Source organism: Paenibacillus sp. Y301, from assembly GCF_059445505.1.
In genome coordinates, this window is record NZ_JCAIUL010000002.1 from 567,937 (window position 1) to 590,175 (window position 22,239).

A 22,239-nucleotide genomic window follows, 5' to 3' on the forward strand; every position below is an offset into this window, starting at 1 on the left:
GATCAAGGTGTAGAATGATCTTTTGGAGTTTGACAGAATGAATATTCTGAAAAACTTAGATACTGCCCATGAAATAGTTTTCTTGAAATATACCAAGATCTGTCCCTTGGTAGAAATAATGTAATGATGGAAGTAGCGAAGGGAGCGGAATTGTCCTGTAGAAGCGAAGCGGTCGCCTAAAAGCTTTCCTTAGGAAAGCTACATCGGAAGCATAATCTTGCCATCGGATTTCTACCGCTAAAGGCGGTATATAATAAAGAAATCTGAGGGCAACAGCGATCGTAAGGACAATCTGTTACCGTAGCGGTCATGCTCACCTCAAGTCCAGGGTAATTATGAAGTATATGCTTGAAAAAGGATTATGCTTTCGAAGCGAGTTTTTTCGAAGTGTATCACGGAAGATTATGCAAAAAAACTAAGCATATGCTTTCGTAGTATTTTTCTCGAAGATTATGCTAGAAGTATATGCTCGAAAAATTTAAGCATATGCTTCCGTAGTATTTTTCTCGAAGTTACGCAAGCAGTATATGCTCGAAAAATTTCAGGAGGTTTTCAACTATGAGTTTTCCATTAGTACGGCATCGTCGTTTACGTCAATCTGTAGGTATTCGTAATATGGTACGGGAGACGGTTCTGAATGTACAAGACTTGGTACAACCGATTTTCGTAACCTATGGTACGAATGTAAAGAAAGAAATTACATCTATGCCAGGTGTATATCATTTCTCACTGGATACGTTGAAGAATGAAGTAGATCATATTGCATCATTAGGAATCCCGGCAGTACTATTGTTCGGTATACCAGAAACAAAGGATAGTGTGGGTTCTTCTGGATTTGCAGAAGATGGTATTGTGCAAGAAGCCACTCGCCTGATCAAAAGCTGGTATCCAGAATTGTTAGTCATTGCAGATACATGTCTGTGTGAATTTACGGATCACGGACATTGTGGGATGGTACATACGTTTGAACACGATGGCCATGTTCACGGAGATGTACTAAACGATGAGTCACTTGTTCTGTTAGTGAAGACTGCCGTATCCCAAGCGAAAGCGGGAGCAGATATCATCGCACCATCTAATATGATGGACGGATTTGTCCAAGCGATTCGTGAAGGTCTGGATGAAGCGGGATATCAGCACATTCCGATTATGTCCTATTCCGTGAAATACGCATCAGCATTCTATGGTCCGTTCCGCGAAGCGGCTGATTCGGCACCTCAGTTCGGTGACCGTAAAACTTATCAAATGGACCCTGCTAATGCAAGAGAAGCCCTTAGAGAAGCAGAATCAGATGTGCTTGAAGGTGCGGATATGTTGATGGTGAAACCCGCGTTAGCTTATATGGATATCATGAGGATGATTAAGGATCAATTCGACCTTCCGTTGGTAGCCTATAATGTAAGTGGAGAATATTCTATGGTCAAAGCTGCTGCACAGCAGGGTTGGATTAATGAGAAGGCCATTGTACAAGAAATGCTTACAGGAATGAAGCGCGCTGGTGCGGATATTATCATCACTTATTTTGCTAAGGATATGGCGGGTTGGTTAACTGAGAAATAAATAGATTACGACTTCAACGAATGAGTTAGATACGATAGATGATTTTATCACCATTGAAATGATAGGAGTTGCGAGAATGAGTAATATGTCTGGTAATCGTAAAGAAGAGGCGTCAAGAGCAGCCTTTGAAGAAGCTAAACAGTATATTCCAGGTGGAGTTAACAGTCCTGTTCGTGCATTTAAGAGCGTAGGATTAACGCCAATTTATGTTGATCGTGGAGAAGGTTCGCGCATTTATGATATTGATGGAAATAGCTTTATTGATTACGTTTGTTCTTGGGGACCCTTGATTATGGGACATGCCCATCCAGAAGTGATCTCAGCTATCCGAGAAGTTGCCTTAAAAGGGACGAGCTTCGGAGCTCCAACGTTGATTGAGACAGAGATGGCTAAGTTAGTGTGTGAACGCGTTCCTTCAATCGATATTGTTCGGATGGTTAACTCTGGAACGGAAGCAACGATGAGTGCAATTCGTCTTGCGCGCGGAATTACAGGTAGAAGTAAGATTCTAAAGTTCGAAGGTTCTTATCATGGACATGCAGATAGCCTACTGATCAAAGCAGGATCTGGTGTAGCTACGTTAGGTTTACCGGATAGCCCTGGTGTACCAGAAGGGGTAGCATCGAATACGATCACGGTTCCTTATAATGATCTTGAATCTGCAAAAGTTGCATTCGAACATTACGGTGAGGATCTTGCATGTATCATCGTTGAACCCATTGCAGGTAATATGGGTGTTGTACCCCCTCTACCTGGATTTCTTCAAGGATTACGTGATCTAACCACGAAATATGGTAGTTTGCTTATTTTTGACGAAGTAATGACAGGATTTCGGGTAGACCGGGAATGTGCTCAAGGATTATTTGGTATAACACCAGATCTAACTTGTCTTGGAAAAGTCATTGGTGGAGGTCTACCTGTAGGTGCTTATGGTGGAAAACGTGAATTTATGGAACAGGTCTCTCCAGCGGGTCCCATCTATCAAGCGGGTACCCTTAGCGGTAATCCATTAGCTATGATGGCAGGATATACAACACTTAAGCTACTTACGCCAGAAGTGTATCAGCAGTTAGAAGAACGTGCCGCTCAATTACAGGCAGGATTTGAACGGAATGCCAAAGAACTTGGTGTACCTGTTACCATCAACCGCGTTGGATCGATGGTATGTCCATTCTTCTCGGATGGACCTGTGACCAACTTTGATACAGCGAAGAACAGTAATATAGATTCATTCCGTCGATATTTTGCGGCTATGGTTCACAACGGTGTGAGCGTAGCGCCATCACAGTTCGAAGGAATGTTCGTTTCTGCTGCCCATAGTGTCGAAGATATCGATTTAAGTATTGAAGCCAATTATAATGCGCTTAAGACTCTATGAGTAGACAAGAGAACTGGATTCGACGAGGGGAATGGTTAGAACTCAATCCGGGTAAAGCAATTCAAGGTGCAGAAGATCGTGATGCAGAGACGCTGAACTGGTTGAGCAACACGATGGGGATGCCGGAGAAGTTGTTACGACGACTAACACATGAGAAGAAGGTTCAGTGGAATGGAGCTAGGCTACGGCTGGCTCTATTTCCTTCTCAGTCTTTTGGCATAAATCCAGTCTGGCAGGAACTTGAAGTTCTTTATGAAGATGACTTCTGTTTAGTTGTGCACAAACCGGCAGGAATGACTGTGCATCCCGATGGGCGTAAGGGTGAGGTTACACTCGATCATATTGTTGCAGCTCATTATGAGGGTATGGGTGAAGAGGTCGCGGTTAGACATATTCACAGACTTGATCAGAACACATCAGGTCCGGTTCTATATGCAAAGAACGAATGGGCTCAACTAAAGTTAGATGAGGACATGCGTTCCAAACAAATTGAACGAAAGTACATTGCTTTTGTTGAAGGGCATGTTAGCCCGGATATTTCCGTGATTGATCTACCAATCGGAAAAGATCGACATCACGCTCAGCGTCGACGTGTTTCTCCTACAGGGCAATCAGCGATCACTCGTCTACAAGTGAAAGAACATTATCAGAATGCGAGCCTTGTTCACCTCGAACTGGACACAGGACGTACGCACCAAATACGTGTTCATTTAAGTCATCTGGGTCATCCCTTGTTAGGTGATTCGTTGTATGGAGGAAATAGTAGCGTTATGAACAGACAGGCACTACATGGAGAAAAGTTGTGTTTCACGCATCCGTTTACTAGAGAATACATAGAAATTGAAGATCCGTGGCCGGCAGATTTGAGTGAATTACAGCATGTTCTAAGAACGTAAGTCAAAGGATAATGGTAAAAGAGTCATGCTCTTCTTTTTAAAGCATATAGATAAAATGAGTTAAGAAAAAATGGGCTCATGCCGTGAGACGACTCATGGTTATAATATGCCGAAAGGAGGACGTTACCTGTGTTTGACCAGTCCTACGGTTTGCGCTTTGATATTTATGAACGTATTCAATTGTCAGAAGAAGTGGCTGGAATTGCGGAACTTGAAGAAGTTGAGATGTTACCGCATATTCAGGTAATAAGTCAGGAAGATCAAGCTACACTCCGAGGTCATTTGATCCTAACCGGATTGTACAGAGGGGAAGGCGAGGAGAGCGGAACTGAGCGACTTGAACATTATATTCCAGTTGAAATCACCGTTCCTCTTAACCGGGTAACTTCTTTGGATGAGATTGCTGTAGAAATCGAGAATTTCGACGTGGATCTTTTATCTAAGAGAAGTCTTAACGTTACTGGGGTATTGTCTTTACGAGGAATTGAAACGCTTCCTAGTGATACGCCATCCTGGAATGTGGAAGATTTCACGGTCGTTCATACACCCGAATGGCAAACAGATCAAAGTGAAGCTTCTCGGCCAACTAGTGAGGATGTCACTTATGTAAATGTAGATTCCTCAGAAGAGCATTTGTTAGAGAGAAATGTACCTGAGGTGTTATTCGCTCAAGATGAACGTGTTCATGAAGTCATTGAAGCTCAAGAATCAGTGCAACATACGGAGGATGAACTTGCTCGTCATAAGGATCACTCTAATGTATGGAATATTGGCTTCAAGGATGAGAATGAAAATTCTACAGTGAACGAAGTATCCGCAGAGACCTTCCTCGAAGAGGTAAATGAGCCTTCTCCAGTATATTCATTGGAAAATGAATTGTTTGAGGAGGACTTAAATCCGGCTGCAGCATCACCTGAATTCACACAAAGTGAAGAGAATGAGGAGAAAGCAGAGTTAAGAATAGGTTTTGGTAGTAAAAAGGAGCCGTCTGCTAATTCACAAGATAACGTGGGCTTATCGTCAATATTGACCTCCAGTCGATCGCGAACGCTCAGAGATCAAGAACAACAAGCGCAAGAGGAACAACTTATTGCTCGGGAAGAAGAACAGAATCAATCGACTAGCGAAGATGTTCAATGGAAGAGCCTATTCCTTGGAGGTGCATCTGAGAAGACGCCATTTAGTAAAGTTCGTCTATGCATCGTACAAAGAGAAGAGACGCTAGATCTCATTGCAGATCGCTACCAATTGAGTCCTAGAGAACTACTGTTATATAACCGTCTATCAGAGCAGACGATAGAAGAAGGTCAGATCCTGTATATTCCATAACATGTGAAATGGCTCTTTTTTAAGTCCAACCCCGTACATTTTTCTTGTGTACGGGGTTTCTTGTTATTCTATTCCGTATATTTCCTTAGAAACGGGTGAATGGGAAGTTGACTATGAGCGTTTTGAACGTTATTATTACAGTAGAATATTTAACAATAAACTGTGAACGGGAAGAGTAGTTGGGTTGCCCTTCAGAGAGCGGAATTGTAACGCTGGAAGATTCCGCAGGATGCAGCCAAACGAAGGTCGCCCTGGAGTTGCCTATTTGAATACTTGAGGTTATCCTCAATAGCATAGAATATGGCCGGTTGCAGCCGTTATCTGTATGAGTGTCATGATTTGTATTGTTATAAGCCTGAACATAATGGCTTATTATTTTACTTACCATGAAACAAAGGTGGTACCGCGAAAGATAACCTTTCGTCCTTTGAGGGCGAGAGGTTTTTTTGTGTTCTTAGATATTCTGAAGATGTAATGGAGGGTGTTAATTATGACGGATAATGAGACTAAGATCACTACTGAAATGCCAACAACGTATGATCCGAAATCTGCTGAGCAGAGATGGTACAAGTATTGGATCGACGGTGGCTTTTTCAAAGCAGGCCAACGACCAGAAGCAGAACCCTATACAATTGTAATTCCGCCACCCAATGTGACAGGAATGCTTCATATAGGTCATGCTATGGATTTCACGATGCAAGATATACTCATTCGAACCAAACGGATGCAAGGTTATGACGCTTTATGGCTTCCTGGAACGGATCATGCGGGTATAGCTACACAGACCAAAGTTGAACAGAAACTGCGTTCCCAGGGATTATCCCGTTACGATCTTGGAAGAGAAAAGTTTCTTGATCAGGTGTGGGAGTGGAAAGATCAGTATGCGAATACAATCCATGAACAATGGGCTAAGATGGGCTTATCTCTGGATTACTCAAGGGAACGGTTCACATTGGATGAAGGGCTATCCAAAGCTGTTCGTGAAGTCTTTGTAAGTTTGTATAAGAAGGGTCTTATTTACCGTGGTAAATATATTATTAACTGGGACCCCGTTGCACGTACAGCTCTTTCTGATATTGAAGTAGAGTATAAAGAGGTACAAGGACATCTCTATCATCTGAAATATCCTTTGAAAGACGGAAGTGGTCATATTACTGTTGCGACTACTCGTCCTGAGACAATGTTAGGAGATACAGCTATTGCTGTTCATCCTAAAGATGATCGTTATAAAGATATGATTGGCAAAATGGTTGTACTACCCATCGTGGGTCGTGAAATACCGATTATCGCCGATGATTATGTTGAACAGGAATTCGGAAGTGGTGCTGTGAAGATCACTCCTGCCCATGATCCTAATGACTTTGAAGTAGGACAGCGTCATCAGTTGGAACAGATTAGTGTTATGGACGATACGGGCACTATGAATGATCTAGCAGGCCCATATGAAGGTCTAGATCGCAGTGACTGCCGTAAGCAGATTGTTAAGGATTTGCAAGAGCAAGGTGTTCTTATTCAGATCGAAGATCATGTTCATCAAGTTGGACATAGTGAACGTACGGGAGCTGTAGTTGAGCCGTACCTTTCTACGCAATGGTTTGTTAAGATGAAGCCATTGGCTGAAAAAGCCATTGAGGTACAGAAATCAGGTAAGGGTGTTAACTTTGTACCGGACCGTTTCGAGAAAATCTATCTGAATTGGATCGAGAATGTACGTGACTGGTGTATTTCAAGACAACTCTGGTGGGGTCATCGTATTCCGGCATGGTATTGTGAGTCTTGTGGTGAGCTTCATGTTGCACATGATGATGTTACTTCATGTACGAAATGTGGAAGTACCGAACTTAGACAGGATGAAGATGTACTTGATACTTGGTTCAGCTCAGCGTTGTGGCCTTTCTCAACATTAGGTTGGCCTGATAATACAGAAGATTTGAAACGTTACTATTCAACGAATGTACTCGTTACGGGATATGACATCATTTACTTCTGGGTAGCTCGCATGATCTTCACTGCGCTTGAATTTACGGATCAGATTCCATTCCAAGATGTATTAATGCACGGTCTTGTTAGAGATTCCGATGGACTGAAGATGTCGAAGTCGCTGGGTAACGGGGTAGATCCTCTAGAAGTTATCGAGAAATATGGCGCGGATGCTATGCGTTATATGATTTCTACAGGTAGTACACCTGGTCAAGATCTTCGTTTCCGTTGGGAACGCGTTGAACAAGCACGTAATTTTGCTAATAAAATATGGAATGCTTCTCGATTTGCACTTATGAATCTAGAAGGGTTCACATTTGAAGATATTGATATCAGCGGAGAACTACAAACGTCTGATCGGTGGATTCTCCATCGCCTAAACGAAACTTCACGTGACATTACGCGTCTAATAGATGCTTACGAGTTTGGTGAGACAGGACGACTGTTATACAACTTTATATGGGATGACCTATGTGATTGGTATATTGAGTTTGCCAAATTGTCCTTATATGGTGAAGATGAAGTTGCTAAGAAGAGTACGAAATCGGTTCTTGCCTATGTTCTTGACCGTACGCTTCGTTTGATTCATCCGTTCATGCCGTTCATTTCGGAAGAAATATGGCAACACCTTCCACACGAAGGGGATACGATTACGTTGGCTGCATGGCCGGAGTATAACGCATCTTTTGAAAATGTTGATGCCGTTAACGAAATGAATATGTTGATGGATATCATCCGCACGGTTCGTAATATCCGCGCTGAGGTTAATGTACCGATGAGTAAAAAGGTAGAATTAATTGTTAAAGCTGGAGATGCTGATGTGTTTGGTATTGTAAGTCGTAATGAGATTTTCGTGAAACGTTTCTGTAATACATCTAGCTTCCAAGTAGGTGTGGATATTCCAGCCCCAGATAAATCGATGATCGCTGTTGTAACAGGTGCTGAGTTGTACTTACCTTTAGCTGGATTGATTGATATTGAACAAGAGATTGCTCGTCTGGAAAAGGAAGTACAAACGTTAAATGCTGAAGTAGAGCGGGTTGAGAAGAAACTTAGTAATCAAGGTTTTGTTGCTAAGGCACCTGCGAAAGTGATTGATGAAGAACGTGCGAAGCAGGCAGACTATTCGGATAAACGTAGTAAAGTATTAGCTAGAATTGAAGAACTTAAAGGCTAAGCGTAACAACGTAACAACCAATTCATAGACCTGAAGGTGAGAGAGTATGGAGGATCAGATTGGAACCGAGCATAAGGCTCCTCTTACAACTTATATAGAAGCAGTCAACTGGATTAATGGTTTGATCCCTTTTGGAATTCGACCGGGTCTATCTCGCATGGAGGCCATGATGGAGCAACTAGGACAACCCCATCGTCGGCTTAAGTTCATTCATGTAGCAGGAACAAATGGAAAAGGTTCTACGTGCGCTTTTTTAACAAAAGTGCTGTTAGAAACAGGATATTCTGTAGGAACGTTCACATCGCCGTATATCACTAAATTCACAAATCGTTTTCAATATAATGGCGATGATATTCCTGAAGAAACCTTACTTGATCTCACCAATCGTTTGCGTCCTATAGTAGAGAGTATTGCACAAACTGAACTTGGTTCTCCAACCATGTTTGAAGTGTCTACGGCGCTTGCTATCCTATACTACGCACAGGTCTGTGTACCTGATGTTGTGGTATGGGAGACGGGCCTAGGGGGAAGACTTGATGTAACAAATATTGTTAATCCGGTCGTATCGGTCATTACGAATGTGGGCATGGACCATACCGATATTTTAGGAGATACGTTACAATTAATTGCTACGGAAAAGGCAGGAATTATTAAGCCTGGTGTCCCGGTCGTTAGTTGTGCAACACAACCGGAAGTTGTAGAAGTGATTAGAGCAGCAGCCAAGAGAACCAACTCAACGTTATATCTTGCAAATGAACAGTTCACGTATGAACGAAAAGAGTATGAATCTGGTATGCAATCTTTTCATTATGCTGGACCTTTTCGGTCGATAGATGTTGAGATTGGAATGAAGGGTGATCATCAGATTGCAAATGCTGCGGGTGCCATGATGGTGCTTGAAGTACTTCGCCAGTATATGGCATTCGTTATGGATGGTGAAGCTATCCTAAGAGGATTTCGAAATACAACATGGGCAGGGCGCCTAGAAGAAGTAGGAACTTCTCCGAGAATTGTACTGGATGGAGCACATAATCCAGAAGGTGCAGAGACGTTGGCTAAAAGTCTTCCTCAGTACTACGAATATCGATCATTAAATTTGATGATGGGGATGTTGTCAAATAAGCATCATGAGTCCTACTTTAAGCATATACTCCCTATAGTGGATACGCTTATCCTGACAGAGCCGGATTTTCGCAAGAAAATGGACGTAGATAAGCTGCTTTATATTGTAGAACAACTGCGGCCTAAGTACGGCAAACCTAATTTGCAAATCATCGTTGAACCCGATTGGAGAATAGCGTTAGAGAAATTGAAGTTACGGACGGAAGCGGAGGATCTTGGAGTGGTATCCGGTACATTATATTTAATTGCCGACGTGCGAGGATCTCTCTTAAATCGATCCGATTCTGAAAAAGGTTGGTGAATAACTGTTGAATACATCAGAACATGTTCATTTTATTGGAATTGGTGGCTACGGAATGAGCGCCATCGCTAGAGTGATGTTAGAAATGGGTTATACTGTCACGGGTTCTGACGTGGCTTCTCAGGAATTGACAGAGAAGTTGATAGCCAAGGGAGCAAAAATCTATATCGGTCATACCGCAGCACAGGTACATGGTGCAGATTGGGTCGTATATTCTACTGCGTTATCTAAAGATAACGTGGAACGAGTAGAAGCAGAACAGCTAAACATTCCTACACTACACCGTTCGCAAATGTTGGCAAGATTGCTTAACGAACGTAAAGGTGTAGCTGTTGCGGGTGCGCATGGGAAGACAACCACATCCTCTATGATTGCATTAGTCATGGAGAAATGTGGCGTTGATCCTACCTACATCATTGGTGGCGAAATCATGAATGTAGGAACGAATGCTAAAGCAGGTCAAGGTGAACACGTTGTCGCTGAGGCTGATGAAAGTGATGGTTCATTCCTTCAATATCATCCATGGCTTGGCGTCGTAACGAATATTGAAGCAGACCATTTGGAGAATTACAACAGTGACTTCGAAGAGTTAAAAAGAGCATATGTTCAATTTCTGAACCAGATTCGGAAAGATGGTACAGCTGTAATCTGTGGAGATGATCAGAATATACAGTCGATTATGCCTAAACTAGACTGTTCGATGATTACTTACGGTATTAAAACAGAATCGGATTATATGGCGAGTGATATTGTTCTTGGGGATCGTCAAGTTTCTTTCACCCTAAGTCATCGTGGTGAGGCACTTGGAAGTGTTGAATTATCCGTTCCAGGTCTTCATAACGTATACAACGCCATGGCAACGATTATTGTATGTTTAACGTCAGGTATACCGTTCGCATCTATTGTTCAAGGTATCTCGGAATTTAATGGTGCTAAGCGTCGATTCCAGGTGCTTGGAGAAGAGAATGGGATTCTAATTATTGATGATTATGCCCATCATCCAACGGAGATTGAAGCTACTATTAGTGCTGCTAAAGCAACAGGCAAAAGAATTATCGCGGTATTTCAACCTCAGCGTTACTCGCGAACATTCTTTTTACTTGATGCATTCAGCAGAGCTTTTAGTGAGGCTGATGAAGTTATCATCACGGATATTTACTCACCAGCGGGTGAGAAGCAAATCGAAGGAATTCATTCTTCCAAATTAGTGGAGCTTATTGTTCAGAACAGTAACCCTGGGGCAAGATACCTTCCGACTAAGGAAGATGTACTGCTAGATTTGAAGACAAGAGTGACTTCCGGAGATGTTGTTCTAACGATGGGAGCCGGAGATATCTGGAAGGTTGGAGCTGAATTGGCAAAAGACTTGAATAAGAAATAGAAGTATACTAAGAAATAACGGCAGACCAAGGGAATCATCCTTGGTCTGCCGTTTGTCTTTTGACTCACTAGTAGGATTTATATTAGAATGTTTGAATTTATTTCATATTTACATATCCTTACTGAACATATCTTTCTTAAATCTATCATATATCTAGATAATAGAAGATAAGACAAGGTGAGGTGTATACATGAATAAGGGTAGAATGACTTTTCGATTTGGCGAAGTTAAAGAGCATATGGAGCGGAATGAAGAACAAGTAAACGTGGAGAAACCCTTGAAAAAGATAGTTGGAAGTGAGTTGTTAACAGAGGAACCTAGAAATATAGAGTACCCAAGGTTAGCGATTGTTCCAGAACCTATGGATGGATGGGGTGACCCATTCAGTAAGAATGAAGCTTGGGAAGAGTTGATGACCACTCGCCATCCAAGAGTCGATCTAAGAGAAGATGTACATGAGGACCTATCTGCTAAAGAAGTCACAAATGAAAGAAATATAGGACCTGATATAGATCAGAATTATGCAGCGGAATATCGTCCACGTCGACCTACTTCACTGTGGAAGGTGTTTGGCACTGTTACAGCTGCAATCGTGACAGGGGCTTTGTTCGGGTTTGTAGTTCTCTCCCTTTTTGATGTAGGTAGCATATTTCCTAAGGGTTCGCAAAATAACACATCTCAAAATAACACATCTATAGAAAGCATGCCTGTAAGCAGTGATATGCCTGTCGAGACGGAAGGGCAGCTTCCAACCGTTGCAGTAACGATTGAACCACAGACTTATTATATGCTACAATACGGCGTATTCAGTAATGAAGAGCGCGTAGATATAGCTAAGCAGGAGCTTCAGAAGATAGGCCTTGCTGCTGGTGCTGATCCTGATCTGGGATATCGGGTTTATGCAGGTATATCAACAGATCGTGAACAGGCCAAATTGCTTAGTAATCAGCTAAAGACACAAGGAGTAGAGCTCTACATAAGAGAAATTACGCTACCGTCAGCTAACGAACTTTCCTTTAAAGGGGATTCAGAAAGTCTTAGTCGTTACTTTACTGTAAGTACAGATCTTATCTCTTCTTTAAGTACTCAGTCGGCTTCGTTGCTTGGAATGGAGCGCCCTACCCCTCTAGGTGAGAGCGAGATGACGGTATTGACGGAACTACATCGCGTATGGACGGAATCTATAAAAACATTGCAAGCGGGTCTTAGTCCTGAGGCAGTTGTCGTAGAGAAGCAGATGGAACAAACAATGAATAGTGCTCTATCATCTGTAACAGAGTACAACAAGAATACATCTAAAGGCCATCTGTGGGAGATACAGTCTTACATGATGGAATACATGTTGGGGCAAAAACAAATGATTAATATGATGAAAAACAACTAAATAGATGCTATATCCGGTAGAGAAAATGGAAATACTTCCCCTACTGGATTTTTGTTTGTATTGAGCTTGAAATAACCGTATAATAATGTGAGTGTCAAAAAATGGCGAGGTAGATATGAATGAAGAGAAACGTAGGAATGCTTATATTGTTTCTGCTGCTTGGCTGGTTGGTAGGAGCATGGATTGCCATAGCACTTGAACCTGTTCAAAGTCTATCTTTTCTTACCGCATCAAAGGTGATTAAATGGTCACCACAAGCTGACTTGAATATTATTAGTTACGATTTTACCATTCAGATGAAACTGTGTTTGCTTAGTTTATTGACCATGATTATCTCCGTGTGGCTGTATCGCAAGCTATAATCGAAGATAAAGGAGAGCTCTATTTGACTTCACAATATTCACACCGAATTATTCTGGCATCGACATCTCCGCGTCGGCAGGAGTTAATCTCCTCTCTACGTATTCCATACGAAATTAAACCTAGTCATGTAGAGGAAAAAACCCCTGAGGAATGGACTCCTCCTGAGATCGTAGAGGGATTAGCTCTTCGCAAAGCGGAAGCCGTACATCAGACATGCTTGGGACAGACAGAACCTTCTATTATTGTGGGTAGTGACACGATTGTGCTAATAGACAATCAAGTACTTGGTAAACCTAAGAATGATCATGAAGCTTACTCTATGCTATCTTCTCTTCAGGGGAAGACCCATGAGGTATATACAGGCGTAGCGTGTATTGATGTATTAACAGGAAGAACATTGATCAATCATAGGGTGACTTCAGTCACTATGAAGCCATTGTCTGATCGCAAGATACAAGCATACGTAAATAGTGGTGAGCCTTTTGATAAAGCAGGCTCTTATGCAATACAAGGTCTCGGAGCAACGCTAGTTGACGGCATACATGGATGTTATTTTAATGTCGTGGGCTTACCGCTTTCTCTTCTAACCGATATGTTATCGGAATTAGGGATGGATGTCTTGTAGTCTGTTGTTTGAATTGAGGAGAAAGAGGGGAATAGAGTGGAGTCGCAGTCACTATTAGTACGTGACCTCCCCCATGAAGAGCGACCAAGAGAACGCATGATGCATTATGGGGCAGAGGCTTTAAGCCATGCCGAATTGCTAGCAATACTGCTACGAACAGGATCTCATCAAGAATCGGCTATTCATTTGGCACAGCGGATCATGAATAAAATTGGCAGTATACGCAATTTAGTTGACCTCAGCATCAATGAACTTACACAAATTAAAGGCATTGGAAATGCAAAGGCAGTTCAACTTAAAGCTGGAATTGAACTAGGACAACGATTGGCTAGAGCTCGTATGAGCGATACAGTGACCATTCGTAGCCCTCGTGATGCAGTCGATGTACTTAGTGAGCAATTGAGATATTTACAAAAAGAACATTTCGTTTGTCTATTTCTAAATACGAAAAATCACATCATTGCCCAAGAAACACTTTCTATAGGTAGTTTGAACGCTTCCATAGTTCATCCAAGAGAGGTGTTTAGAGCTGCTATCAAATGTAGTAGTGCATCAATTGTATGTGCGCATAACCACCCAAGTGGAGATCCGACACCTAGTCCGGAAGACGTTTCTATCACTTCTCGTTTAGTAGAAGCAGGTCATGTCATTGGAATTGAGGTCATAGACCATGTCATTATTGGGGATGGGAATTATATTAGTTTGAAAGAACAAGGTTTGATGTAACATATTGTTTAGATTCGACACAGAAAGGGAGTTTACAGCATGTTAGGTGGATTTACAAAAGATTTAGGGATTGATTTGGGGACAGCAAATACACTCGTTTATGTCCGTGGTAAGGGCATTGTTGTTAGAGAGCCTTCAGTAGTCGCAATAAGATTGGATACAAAGAGCATTGAGGCTGTTGGGGAATCCGCTAAAAAAATGATTGGACGTACTCCTGGAAATATTCAAGCGATACGACCTATGAAAGATGGCGTTATTGCAGATTTCGACATTACAGCAACAATGATTAAATATTTCATTAAGCAAGCACAGAAACAGCGCTCTATGTTTCAACGTCATCCAAATGTGATGGTATGTGTTCCTTCAGGGATTACAGCTGTGGAACAACGGGCTGTTGAAGATGCAACGAAACAAGCGGGTGCACGTGAAGCATACATTATTGAAGAACCATTTGCAGCAGCTATTGGTGCTGATCTTCCAGTGTGGGAACCAACGGGTAGTATGGTTGTTGACATCGGTGGAGGTACAACAGAAGTAGCAGTTATTTCTCTTGGAGGCATTGTAACGAGTCGTTCTGTTCGTGTTGCAGGGGATGAAATGGATGAATCTATCATTCAATATATCAAACGTCAATATAACTTAATGATTGGTGAACGCACATCTGAATTGCTGAAGATGGAAGTTGGTTCTGCTCTACCATTAGATCAAGTGGAAACGATGGAAATTCGCGGTCGTGACTTGGTAACTGGATTACCGAAAACCATTACGATTACTTCAGATGAAATTAGCGAAGCGCTAGGTGACACTGTGAATGCTATAATTGAAGCTGTAAAGGTAACGCTTGAGAAGTGTCCACCAGAACTTGCAGCAGATATTATGGATCGTGGAATTGTTCTGACTGGTGGTGGAGCTTTATTGCGTAACTTGGACAAGCTGCTTGCTCAAGAGACAGGAATGCCAGTAATCGTTGCAGAGAATCCTTTGGATTGTGTAGCTATTGGGACAGGTAAGGCGTTGGAGAACATTCACTTATTTAAGAGTTCAGCTAGATCGCGACGGTAGGACAGAAATCAGCAATGTTAGAGGGTGTTGAAACTGTTTAAGTTACTTAAAAACAAACGGTTATTTGTTATATTAATTGGCCTTGTTATGTTTGTAGCTCTAATGGGATTTACAGTGGGACCTAGGACGAGTCTGTCTTGGCCTGAGAAGTTCTTAAGAGATACGGTCGGTTTTGTGCAAAACATCTTTTATAAGCCCGCTGGCTATATAGCGGGCTTGTTTGAAGATATCGGTAACCTGAAAGATATTCATAAAGAGAATGAGGAACTTAAAATTGCCCTCGCACAGTATACACGTGAGAAAGCGCGATTTAACTTTATGGAAGCTGATAATATAGGGCTGAAAAAGGACCTTAAATTCACAAAAGAGCAAAGTGAAAAAAATAATTATGAACTTCGTATTGCACAGGTGGTTAGTGTGAATACGGATCCCAATAATCGCTCATTGGTTATAGATATTGGGGAACGTAATGGTGTGAAGGTTAATATGTCTGTTATTTCTATAGATGGTCTTGTTGGTGTCGTTAGTAAAGTCAGTAACTTTACTTCAACGGTTAATCTGATCACGACCATGGATGTTAAGGATCCTAATACAAACGGGATTGCAGTTACATCGCTTAATAACCATAAAACCTTTGGCATTATTGAAAGTTATGACGAGAAGACACATACATTACTTATGACTGGAATTAAAGAAGATGATCCACTTAAAGAGAAAGATACGATTGTAACTTCAGGTAGTGGCGGACTGTATCCACAAGCAATGATTATTGGAACGGTTGATAGTGTTCAAAGGGGTGAAATGGGATTGCTGAGAACAGCGACCATTACGCCTGCTGCAAATTTTGTAGATTGGAAACGACTATTTGTTGTGTTTACACCGGAGGTTCTTGAATAGTGATGATGCGTAGACCTGTTCTTATTCTGTTATTATTCATTCTTTTTATAGTAGAAGGGACTGTCGTGCCATGGCTTATTCCGGATGCATGGCAGTCTAGAATTGTACCGAATTTGGTTTACATCGTGATCTTGTTTGTATCGATCTATAACCACCGTCATACGGCATTAGTACTTGGAATCGTATTTGGCATACTGCATGATATCGTATTTTATGGACAGGTCATGGGTACATATTCTTTTGCAATGGGATTGTCTGCTTATCTAATTGGCTTCATATTTCAGACTCCAAGGGCACCTATGCCTATTATGATGACGTCTGTTATTCTGGGTAGTTTGCTATTAGATAGTACCTTGTTCGGAATATACACATTATTTCAAATAAATCACACAACATATGATTGGGCTTTAGTGCATCATATCCTTCCTGACTTGTTCGTACACTTTGTTTTTGGATTAATAATCTACGTTCCTCTAAGATCTCAGCTAGAGAAAATTAGTAAACTTAACCAAAAGGAGAAGGCGGCAGCTTAGCCAAATTCTATTATTTAGAGATCAAAGCAGGAACTTGGGACTCTGGGAACGAAATGAATGAAGATGGGAGGGACAGGCTTATGACTGTAAAATCCAATCACGTCACGATTAAGGGCATCAAAGATGGCCTGGTATTCCTGCTTGATGATGAGTGTGAATTTCAAGATTTACTGACCGATCTTTGCTATAAACTGGAGCACAGCCATACGAATATATTAGCTGGTCCAATTATTCACGTGGATATAAAATTAGGTTCACGGCATATAACCGAAGAACAGAAGCAGAGTATTCTTGAAATTATGAAAAAAAAGGGTAATCTGTTAGTACGGTCTGTTGAATCACCAGAATTAAAAATGGAAAAAGAGCTCGGAAGTGATATTACTATAATGAGCGGTTTGGTACGTTCCGGTCAGGTTCTTCATCATGAGGGAAATCTTTTGTTTCTTGGAGATGTAAATCCAGGAGGTTCCGTGACTTGTACTGGGGACATTTATATTTTGGGTGCATTACGTGGGATGGCGCACGCAGGGTTTGATGGTAACGAAGACACTGTTATTGCTGCCTCTCATTTTGCTCCGACTCAATTACGTATTTCAAATATGATTAGTCGTCCACCTGATGAGTGGGAGACTTGGGAGACACGTATGGAATTTGCGTATTTGCAGGATGGAGTTATGCAAATCGATAAGATGAGCAATATAGCACGATTGCGGAGAGATTTTAACATGTTTAAGGGGGTGTAGTACATGGGAGAGGCTATTGTTGTCACTTCTGGTAAGGGTGGAGTAGGTAAGACTACTACAACAGCCAATATAGGAACTGCGCTTGCTTTACTTGGCAAGAAGGTATGTTTGGTGGATACCGATATAGGGCTGCGAAATTTGGATGTGGTTATGGGCCTTGAGAATCGTATTATTTATGACTTGTGCGATGTAACAGAGGGTAGATGCCGACTTGGGCAAGCACTGGTGAAGGATAAACGGTTCGATGAATTATTTATGCTTCCTTGCGCACAGACAAAAGACAAGGACTCCGTCAGCCCAGATCAGGTCAAAGATGTTATTCTTGAACTGAAGAAGGAATATGAGTATGTGATCATTGACTGTCCTGCAGGGATTGAGCAAGGATTTAAGAATGCGATCGCAGGAGCAGATAAGGCTATTGTAGTAACCACGCCAGAGAATGCTGCAGTTCGAGACGCTGACCGGGTTATTGGTCTATTGGAAAGCTTTCATGTTGAATCTCCAAAACTCATTGTGAATCGAATACGTCATAATATGGTTAAGTCGGGTGACATGCTAGATATTGAGGATATTCTACAAGTACTGAATATTGACTTGATTGGGATCATACCCGATGATGAGTATGTGATAAAGGCATCCAATCATGGTGAACCAATAGTAATGAACCCTGACTCCAAAGCGGCCATTGCTTATCGCAATATTGCTCGTCGAATTCTAGGAGACACGGTACCTCTAATGCAAATGGATATCAAACAGGGTGCGTTAGTACGCTTTAAAAAGATCTTCGGAATGGGTCAATAGCAACTAGAGAAAAGGAACTCCCTTAAAAGTAGATTTTAGCTACTTCAGGGTGGTTCCTTTTTTGTTCTATGTTCAATCTAATGATTTATGCTTGTTCTAAATAGATGGACATCCCTCATAAAATGTATTAAAAGAAGCCCGCAGGGGGATTACCACAATGGATGATAATAAATTAGGATTGAAGAAACGTCGACAAGAACGAATACAGGAACTATTAGAGGTTAATCAGCCACAGTCCGAGTTAAAGAGGTTACCGAGAGAATATCCGATCGTTGAGGAACCAGACCCTGAAGTTTTGTGGAAAAAAGAGCGTAGTCAACGATATGGCGTTAATGACGAGGTTAAGAAACATCGTTTTTTGTCTAGTTTTACTTGGCGGTTAGTAGTCAGTGCCTTGTTATTTGGATTAATCATTGGCGTATATCGTTTTCAGCACCCTTGGGCGATTACTGCACAGCTGTATATTACACAGTCACTGAATCGAGAAATGGATTTTCAAGCAGTTGAAGCTTGGTATGTATCTCATTTCGGAGACACCCCTACAATTATTCCCATCTTTAAGGAAAGTCAGAGTGATCCGCAGAAGGTCATTGCATCACTTTCACTGGTCGTTCCTATCCATGGGAATATAACAACTCCTTATTCTGCGGATCTAAAAGGGGTTGAAATCGCACCCTATGAAGATTCAAATACGAAACATCCGGTTAAAAGCGTAGCAACGGGGCAGGTCATTAAGGTATTAACAGATTCGCAAATGGGAAAGACCCTAACGATTCAGCATACAGGTGGTATAGTGGCTATCTATGGACATCTTGATACTACTTTGAAATTGAACGATTGGGTTGAGGCAGGAGATACGCTTGGCCTATTAGCTGATATTGCTACAGGGCAGTCACCAACCTTATATCTTTCTATGAAGCAAGGTCAAGAATATATAGACCCCTCGGAAGTGATGTCTTTTGATTAATATTCGTGGGGTAACGCTATCGTTGCATCCGCTCTTTGTTATTGTCATGCTGATGTCGATATTGACAGGTGGCTTTATCGAGCTTATTACTCTCTTTGCTATTGTTCTTATCCACGAGATGGGACATATGAGTGCTGCGCTGATCCTGGGTATTAAGGTTCGATCTGTTCAGTTATTGCCGTTCGGGGGCGTTGTAACGATTGAGGATCATGGAAAGCTGACTCCTTGGAAGGAAATTATCATTGCTTTAGCAGGACCTCTTCAGAATGGAATTATGATAAGCATTGGACTGACTTTCATGACAATAGGTATTGGTGACCGTGAATTTATTTCGTACATTGTGCATGGAAACATGGTTATTGCGTTATTTAATTTGTTACCGATTCTTCCACTTGATGGCGGGAAAATCTTACAGTCACTGGCAAGTCGATACTTTTCTTATCATTGGACTTTACTATGGTCTTCAAGAGTTAGTATAGTTACAAGTATATTCGTAATCCTAAATTCCCTCCTTCCTTTGATCAAGGGTGAAGGAATCATACAACTAAATATATTGATGATTGGGATATTTCTATTTTATTCTAATCTTGTAGATTATCGTAATCTCCCATTTCGTTTTATGAGATTTCTGATGAATAGGATTGATTTGCATGAGAAATATGAGGCAAAAGGTATTATTGCCCAACCTATAATTACAGATGCATCGAAACATTTAGAGAACGTTTTGCGTCTATTTAAGAGAGAGAAATATCATTTGATATATGTTTTGGATAAACATGGAATAGTTAAAACAGTTATACCGGAGCAACGTCTTATTTCAGCATACTTTTCTCATGGACGTCGTTTTCCTTAACAGTTGGAGGACGACTCGATAATATGGATACAGATACAAAATTGATAAGAGATTTCATGAACAATGTAGTGAAATGTCTTCTAGCAGAGGTGAAGCCATGAAACAGATGATCGTTAACTGTGAACCGAAGTTTACACAGATGGCTCTCATAGAGGAAGGCAAGCTAGTTGAGTTTGCAACGGAACGTAGCCAAAGCGAAAGTTTAGTAGGGAGTTTTTATAAAGGACGAGTAGTTAATGTATTACCAGGAATGCAGGCTGCATTTGTTGATATCGGACACAAAAAGAATGCCTTTTTATATGTAGATGATGTGCTACACCCCCATCTTGAGAAGCAGCCGAAGATTAAACCTTCGATAGAAGAATTGTTGAAAGTAGGACAAGAAGTTGTTGTCCAAGTGATGAAGGAGTCTCTGCGAGGTAAAGGACCGCGAGTTACTACACATTATTCGTTACCTGGGCGTTGGATTGTGTATATGCCCATAGCAGACTATGTCGCCGTATCGAAGAAGATTCAAAGAGAGAGTGAACGAACACGGCTCAAGGTTCTATGTGAACAAATGCGATATCAGGGAGAAGGAATTATCGTGAGAACCGTCTCACAGGATGAACAACGTGAGGCTGTGCAAGGTGATCTGGATTTCCTGCGTACGCAGTGGGATATTATTCAAGAGAGGGCGAAACAATCCGAAGCTCCCAGTTTGCTACATCAAGATTTAAGTATCGTACAGCGACTTATCCGTGATGCATTAGATCCTACGCAAGATGAACTTGTTATTAATAATGCTAGGGGAGCAGAAGAAGCTGAGATTTATCTGTCCGAAATGACAAATGGAGTACACATTCCCATTAAGATATATCAAGGGGCAGAGTCCATATTCAAGACTTATGGTATTCGTGATCAATTAGACAAAGGCTTATCTCGAAAAGTGACACTTTCTAGTGGTGGAACCATTGTTTGGGACCATACGGAGGCGTTAACCGTCATTGATGTGAATACAAGTAAATATACGGGTGGATATAGTTTGGAAGACACGGTAACGTTGACGAACTTACAAGCTGCGGAGGAAATTGCTAGATTAATCCGTTTAAGGGATGTAGGCGGTATTATCGTGATTGATTTCATCGACATGGAGCAAGAGGTACACCGTCAGAGTGTTGTGGACATACTAGAGTCAATTATGAAAAGAGACCGTGCTAAAAGCCAAATTGTGGGTTGGACGAAACTTGGTCTGTTAGAGATTACACGTAAGAAGGTTCGTGGTGACACATCCGTCATATTCGATAGAACCTGTGATCAGTGTAGTGGTACGGGCAGAATAAACGTAGTTACAATTCGTTGACTATATGAAAAGTATATGGTATCATCTATGAGTATGTGTCTGGTGCTTATAGCGTCTGCACATGCTGTAACCGCTCCGATCGGGTTGTGAAGTACAGTGTTTATAATGCTGTCACCTAGACTAGGCGAGTCTGAGACATGAGGAGGTGCAAGATATGTACGCAATTATCGAAACAGGTGGTAAACAATACAAAGTTCAAGAGGGCGATGTGTTGTTCGTTGAGAAACTACACGCAGAAGACGGAGAAAGTATTACTTTTAACCGTGTACTAGCAGTATGTGGTGACAATGGTTTGGTAGCAGGTACACCATTACTTTCAGGTGCAACTGTAGCCGCTACAGTTGAGAAACATGGTAAAGGTCATAAGGTTGTTGTATACAAGTACAAACCTAAGAAGAACTACCATAAGAAGCAAGGTCATCGTCAACCATACACTAAAGTAACAATCGGAAAAATTCAGGCGTAAGAAGGTGCGGTCAAGTGATTGTCGTACGTATCTTTCGTAATGATAGCGGAATGATCCAGAGCTTTAAGATAAAAGGACACGCGAACTATGCGAAGGCTGGAGAAGATATTGTATGCGCCGGAGTATCGGCTGTTACTGTCGGAACAGTTAATTCGATTGAAACGTTAACGGATATCTCTTTGGATTGTGATATGCATAATGGTTTCTTGAGCGGTAGTATTCCTCTTATAGAGGATGAGGCTGCTGGAAGCAAAGTGCAACTGCTATTGGAATCTATGGTCGTTATGTTGAATAGTATTGCTGATTCATACGGTGAGTATATTCAAATAGAAGAAGTTATTATTTAAAGAAGG

At 41.5% G+C, this 22,239-nt stretch carries 21 protein-coding genes and 2 other annotated features; all 21 genes read left to right on the forward strand.

What is annotated here, in order from left to right:
• Positions 1-558: 558 nt before the first annotated feature.
• The 21 genes from hemB to AC1D69_RS06255 all read left to right on the forward strand — a co-directional run bounded on the left by hemB (position 559) and on the right by AC1D69_RS06255 (position 22,233).
• On the forward strand, positions 559-1,560 hold the full coding sequence (gene hemB, locus AC1D69_RS06155; protein ID WP_495455252.1) for a porphobilinogen synthase: 1,002 nt from the start codon (positions 559-561) through the stop codon (positions 1,558-1,560).
• A gap of 76 nt (positions 1,561-1,636) precedes the next feature.
• Positions 1,637-2,938, forward strand: a complete 1,302-nt coding sequence (gene hemL / locus AC1D69_RS06160) for a glutamate-1-semialdehyde 2,1-aminomutase (RefSeq protein ID WP_495455253.1) — start codon at positions 1,637-1,639, stop codon at positions 2,936-2,938.
• Positions 2,935-3,834, forward strand: a complete 900-nt coding sequence (locus tag AC1D69_RS06165; protein ID WP_495455254.1) for an RluA family pseudouridine synthase — start codon at positions 2,935-2,937, stop codon at positions 3,832-3,834. The genes hemL and AC1D69_RS06165 overlap by 4 nt, the downstream gene beginning before the upstream one ends.
• A 129-nt stretch (positions 3,835-3,963) precedes the next feature.
• Positions 3,964-5,163 carry a LysM peptidoglycan-binding domain-containing protein gene (locus AC1D69_RS06170; protein ID WP_495455255.1) on the forward strand — a complete coding sequence of 400 codons (1,200 nt, stop codon included), beginning with the start codon at positions 3,964-3,966 and terminating at the stop codon, positions 5,161-5,163.
• Positions 5,164-5,316: 153 nt separating this feature from the next.
• Positions 5,317-5,594, forward strand: a binding site (T-box leader).
• A gap of 59 nt (positions 5,595-5,653) precedes the next feature.
• The gene (locus AC1D69_RS06175) at positions 5,654-8,320 is read left to right on the forward strand and encodes a valine--tRNA ligase (protein ID WP_495455256.1); all 2,667 of its coding nucleotides are present in this window, start codon (positions 5,654-5,656) and stop codon (positions 8,318-8,320) included.
• Between the two features lie 46 nt (positions 8,321-8,366).
• A complete protein-coding gene (locus tag AC1D69_RS06180; RefSeq protein ID WP_495455257.1) occupies positions 8,367-9,743 on the forward strand; it encodes a bifunctional folylpolyglutamate synthase/dihydrofolate synthase in 1,377 nt (458 codons plus the stop codon).
• Between the two features lie 7 nt (positions 9,744-9,750).
• A complete protein-coding gene (gene murC / locus AC1D69_RS06185; RefSeq protein ID WP_495455258.1) occupies positions 9,751-11,124 on the forward strand; it encodes a UDP-N-acetylmuramate--L-alanine ligase in 1,374 nt (457 codons plus the stop codon).
• A gap of 190 nt (positions 11,125-11,314) precedes the next feature.
• Positions 11,315-12,508, forward strand: a complete 1,194-nt coding sequence (locus AC1D69_RS06190) for an SPOR domain-containing protein (RefSeq protein ID WP_495455259.1) — start codon at positions 11,315-11,317, stop codon at positions 12,506-12,508.
• Between the two features lie 119 nt (positions 12,509-12,627).
• Complete coding sequence (locus tag AC1D69_RS06195; RefSeq protein ID WP_495455260.1) at positions 12,628-12,870, forward strand: DUF4321 domain-containing protein; 243 nt, start codon at positions 12,628-12,630, stop codon at positions 12,868-12,870.
• Positions 12,871-12,893: 23 nt separating this feature from the next.
• Entirely contained in the window at positions 12,894-13,496 is a 603-nt protein-coding gene (locus AC1D69_RS06200; RefSeq protein WP_495455261.1) for a Maf family protein, read from the forward strand.
• A gap of 36 nt (positions 13,497-13,532) precedes the next feature.
• Positions 13,533-14,222: a RadC family protein gene (radC, locus tag AC1D69_RS06205; protein ID WP_495455262.1), complete on the forward strand. Its 690-nt coding sequence runs from the start codon at positions 13,533-13,535 to the stop codon at positions 14,220-14,222.
• Positions 14,223-14,261: 39 nt separating this feature from the next.
• Positions 14,262-15,284: a rod shape-determining protein gene (locus AC1D69_RS06210; protein ID WP_495455263.1), complete on the forward strand. Its 1,023-nt coding sequence runs from the start codon at positions 14,262-14,264 to the stop codon at positions 15,282-15,284.
• A 24-nt stretch (positions 15,285-15,308) separates the two neighbouring features.
• Entirely contained in the window at positions 15,309-16,181 is an 873-nt protein-coding gene (gene mreC / locus AC1D69_RS06215; RefSeq protein ID WP_495455264.1) for a rod shape-determining protein MreC, read from the forward strand.
• Positions 16,181-16,714: a rod shape-determining protein MreD gene (gene mreD, locus AC1D69_RS06220; protein WP_495455265.1), complete on the forward strand. Its 534-nt coding sequence runs from the start codon at positions 16,181-16,183 to the stop codon at positions 16,712-16,714. The genes mreC and mreD overlap by 1 nt, the downstream gene beginning before the upstream one ends.
• A gap of 80 nt (positions 16,715-16,794) precedes the next feature.
• A complete protein-coding gene (gene minC, locus AC1D69_RS06225; protein ID WP_495455266.1) occupies positions 16,795-17,457 on the forward strand; it encodes a septum site-determining protein MinC in 663 nt (220 codons plus the stop codon).
• A 3-nt stretch (positions 17,458-17,460) separates the two neighbouring features.
• Positions 17,461-18,258 carry a septum site-determining protein MinD gene (gene minD / locus AC1D69_RS06230; protein WP_495455267.1) on the forward strand — a complete coding sequence of 266 codons (798 nt, stop codon included), beginning with the start codon at positions 17,461-17,463 and terminating at the stop codon, positions 18,256-18,258.
• A 157-nt stretch (positions 18,259-18,415) separates the two neighbouring features.
• Positions 18,416-19,225, forward strand: coding sequence for a peptidoglycan DD-metalloendopeptidase family protein (locus AC1D69_RS06235; protein ID WP_495455268.1), 810 nt, complete (start codon positions 18,416-18,418; stop codon positions 19,223-19,225).
• Complete coding sequence (locus AC1D69_RS06240; RefSeq protein WP_495455269.1) at positions 19,218-20,078, forward strand: M50 family metallopeptidase; 861 nt, start codon at positions 19,218-19,220, stop codon at positions 20,076-20,078. The genes AC1D69_RS06235 and AC1D69_RS06240 overlap by 8 nt, the downstream gene beginning before the upstream one ends.
• Before the next feature lie 97 nt (positions 20,079-20,175).
• A complete protein-coding gene (locus AC1D69_RS06245) occupies positions 20,176-21,420 on the forward strand; it encodes an Rne/Rng family ribonuclease (protein WP_495455312.1) in 1,245 nt (414 codons plus the stop codon).
• 58 nt (positions 21,421-21,478) lie between these two features.
• Positions 21,479-21,562: a sequence feature (ribosomal protein L21 leader region), on the forward strand.
• 12 nt (positions 21,563-21,574) lie between these two features.
• Positions 21,575-21,886, forward strand: a complete 312-nt coding sequence (rplU, locus tag AC1D69_RS06250; protein ID WP_495455270.1) for a 50S ribosomal protein L21 — start codon at positions 21,575-21,577, stop codon at positions 21,884-21,886.
• A gap of 14 nt (positions 21,887-21,900) precedes the next feature.
• Positions 21,901-22,233: a ribosomal-processing cysteine protease Prp gene (locus AC1D69_RS06255; RefSeq protein ID WP_495455271.1), complete on the forward strand. Its 333-nt coding sequence runs from the start codon at positions 21,901-21,903 to the stop codon at positions 22,231-22,233.
• The last annotated feature ends 6 nt before the right edge of the window (positions 22,234-22,239 follow it).

Coding starts and splice junctions, on each gene's coding strand:
- hemB (WP_495455252.1), top strand. CDS start 559: ATGAGTTTTCCATTAGTACGGCATCGTCGTTTACGTCAATCTGTAGGT.
- hemL (WP_495455253.1), top strand. CDS start 1,637: ATGAGTAATATGTCTGGTAATCGTAAAGAAGAGGCGTCAAGAGCAGCC.
- AC1D69_RS06165 (WP_495455254.1), top strand. CDS start 2,935: ATGAGTAGACAAGAGAACTGGATTCGACGAGGGGAATGGTTAGAACTC.
- AC1D69_RS06175 (WP_495455256.1), top strand. CDS start 5,654: ATGACGGATAATGAGACTAAGATCACTACTGAAATGCCAACAACGTAT.
- AC1D69_RS06180 (WP_495455257.1), top strand. CDS start 8,367: ATGGAGGATCAGATTGGAACCGAGCATAAGGCTCCTCTTACAACTTAT.
- AC1D69_RS06190 (WP_495455259.1), top strand. CDS start 11,315: ATGAATAAGGGTAGAATGACTTTTCGATTTGGCGAAGTTAAAGAGCAT.
- AC1D69_RS06195 (WP_495455260.1), top strand. CDS start 12,628: ATGAAGAGAAACGTAGGAATGCTTATATTGTTTCTGCTGCTTGGCTGG.
- AC1D69_RS06210 (WP_495455263.1), top strand. CDS start 14,262: ATGTTAGGTGGATTTACAAAAGATTTAGGGATTGATTTGGGGACAGCA.
- minC (WP_495455266.1), top strand. CDS start 16,795: ATGACTGTAAAATCCAATCACGTCACGATTAAGGGCATCAAAGATGGC.
- minD (WP_495455267.1), top strand. CDS start 17,461: ATGGGAGAGGCTATTGTTGTCACTTCTGGTAAGGGTGGAGTAGGTAAG.
- AC1D69_RS06235 (WP_495455268.1), top strand. CDS start 18,416: ATGGATGATAATAAATTAGGATTGAAGAAACGTCGACAAGAACGAATA.
- AC1D69_RS06245 (WP_495455312.1), top strand. CDS start 20,176: ATGAAACAGATGATCGTTAACTGTGAACCGAAGTTTACACAGATGGCT.
- rplU (WP_495455270.1), top strand. CDS start 21,575: ATGTACGCAATTATCGAAACAGGTGGTAAACAATACAAAGTTCAAGAG.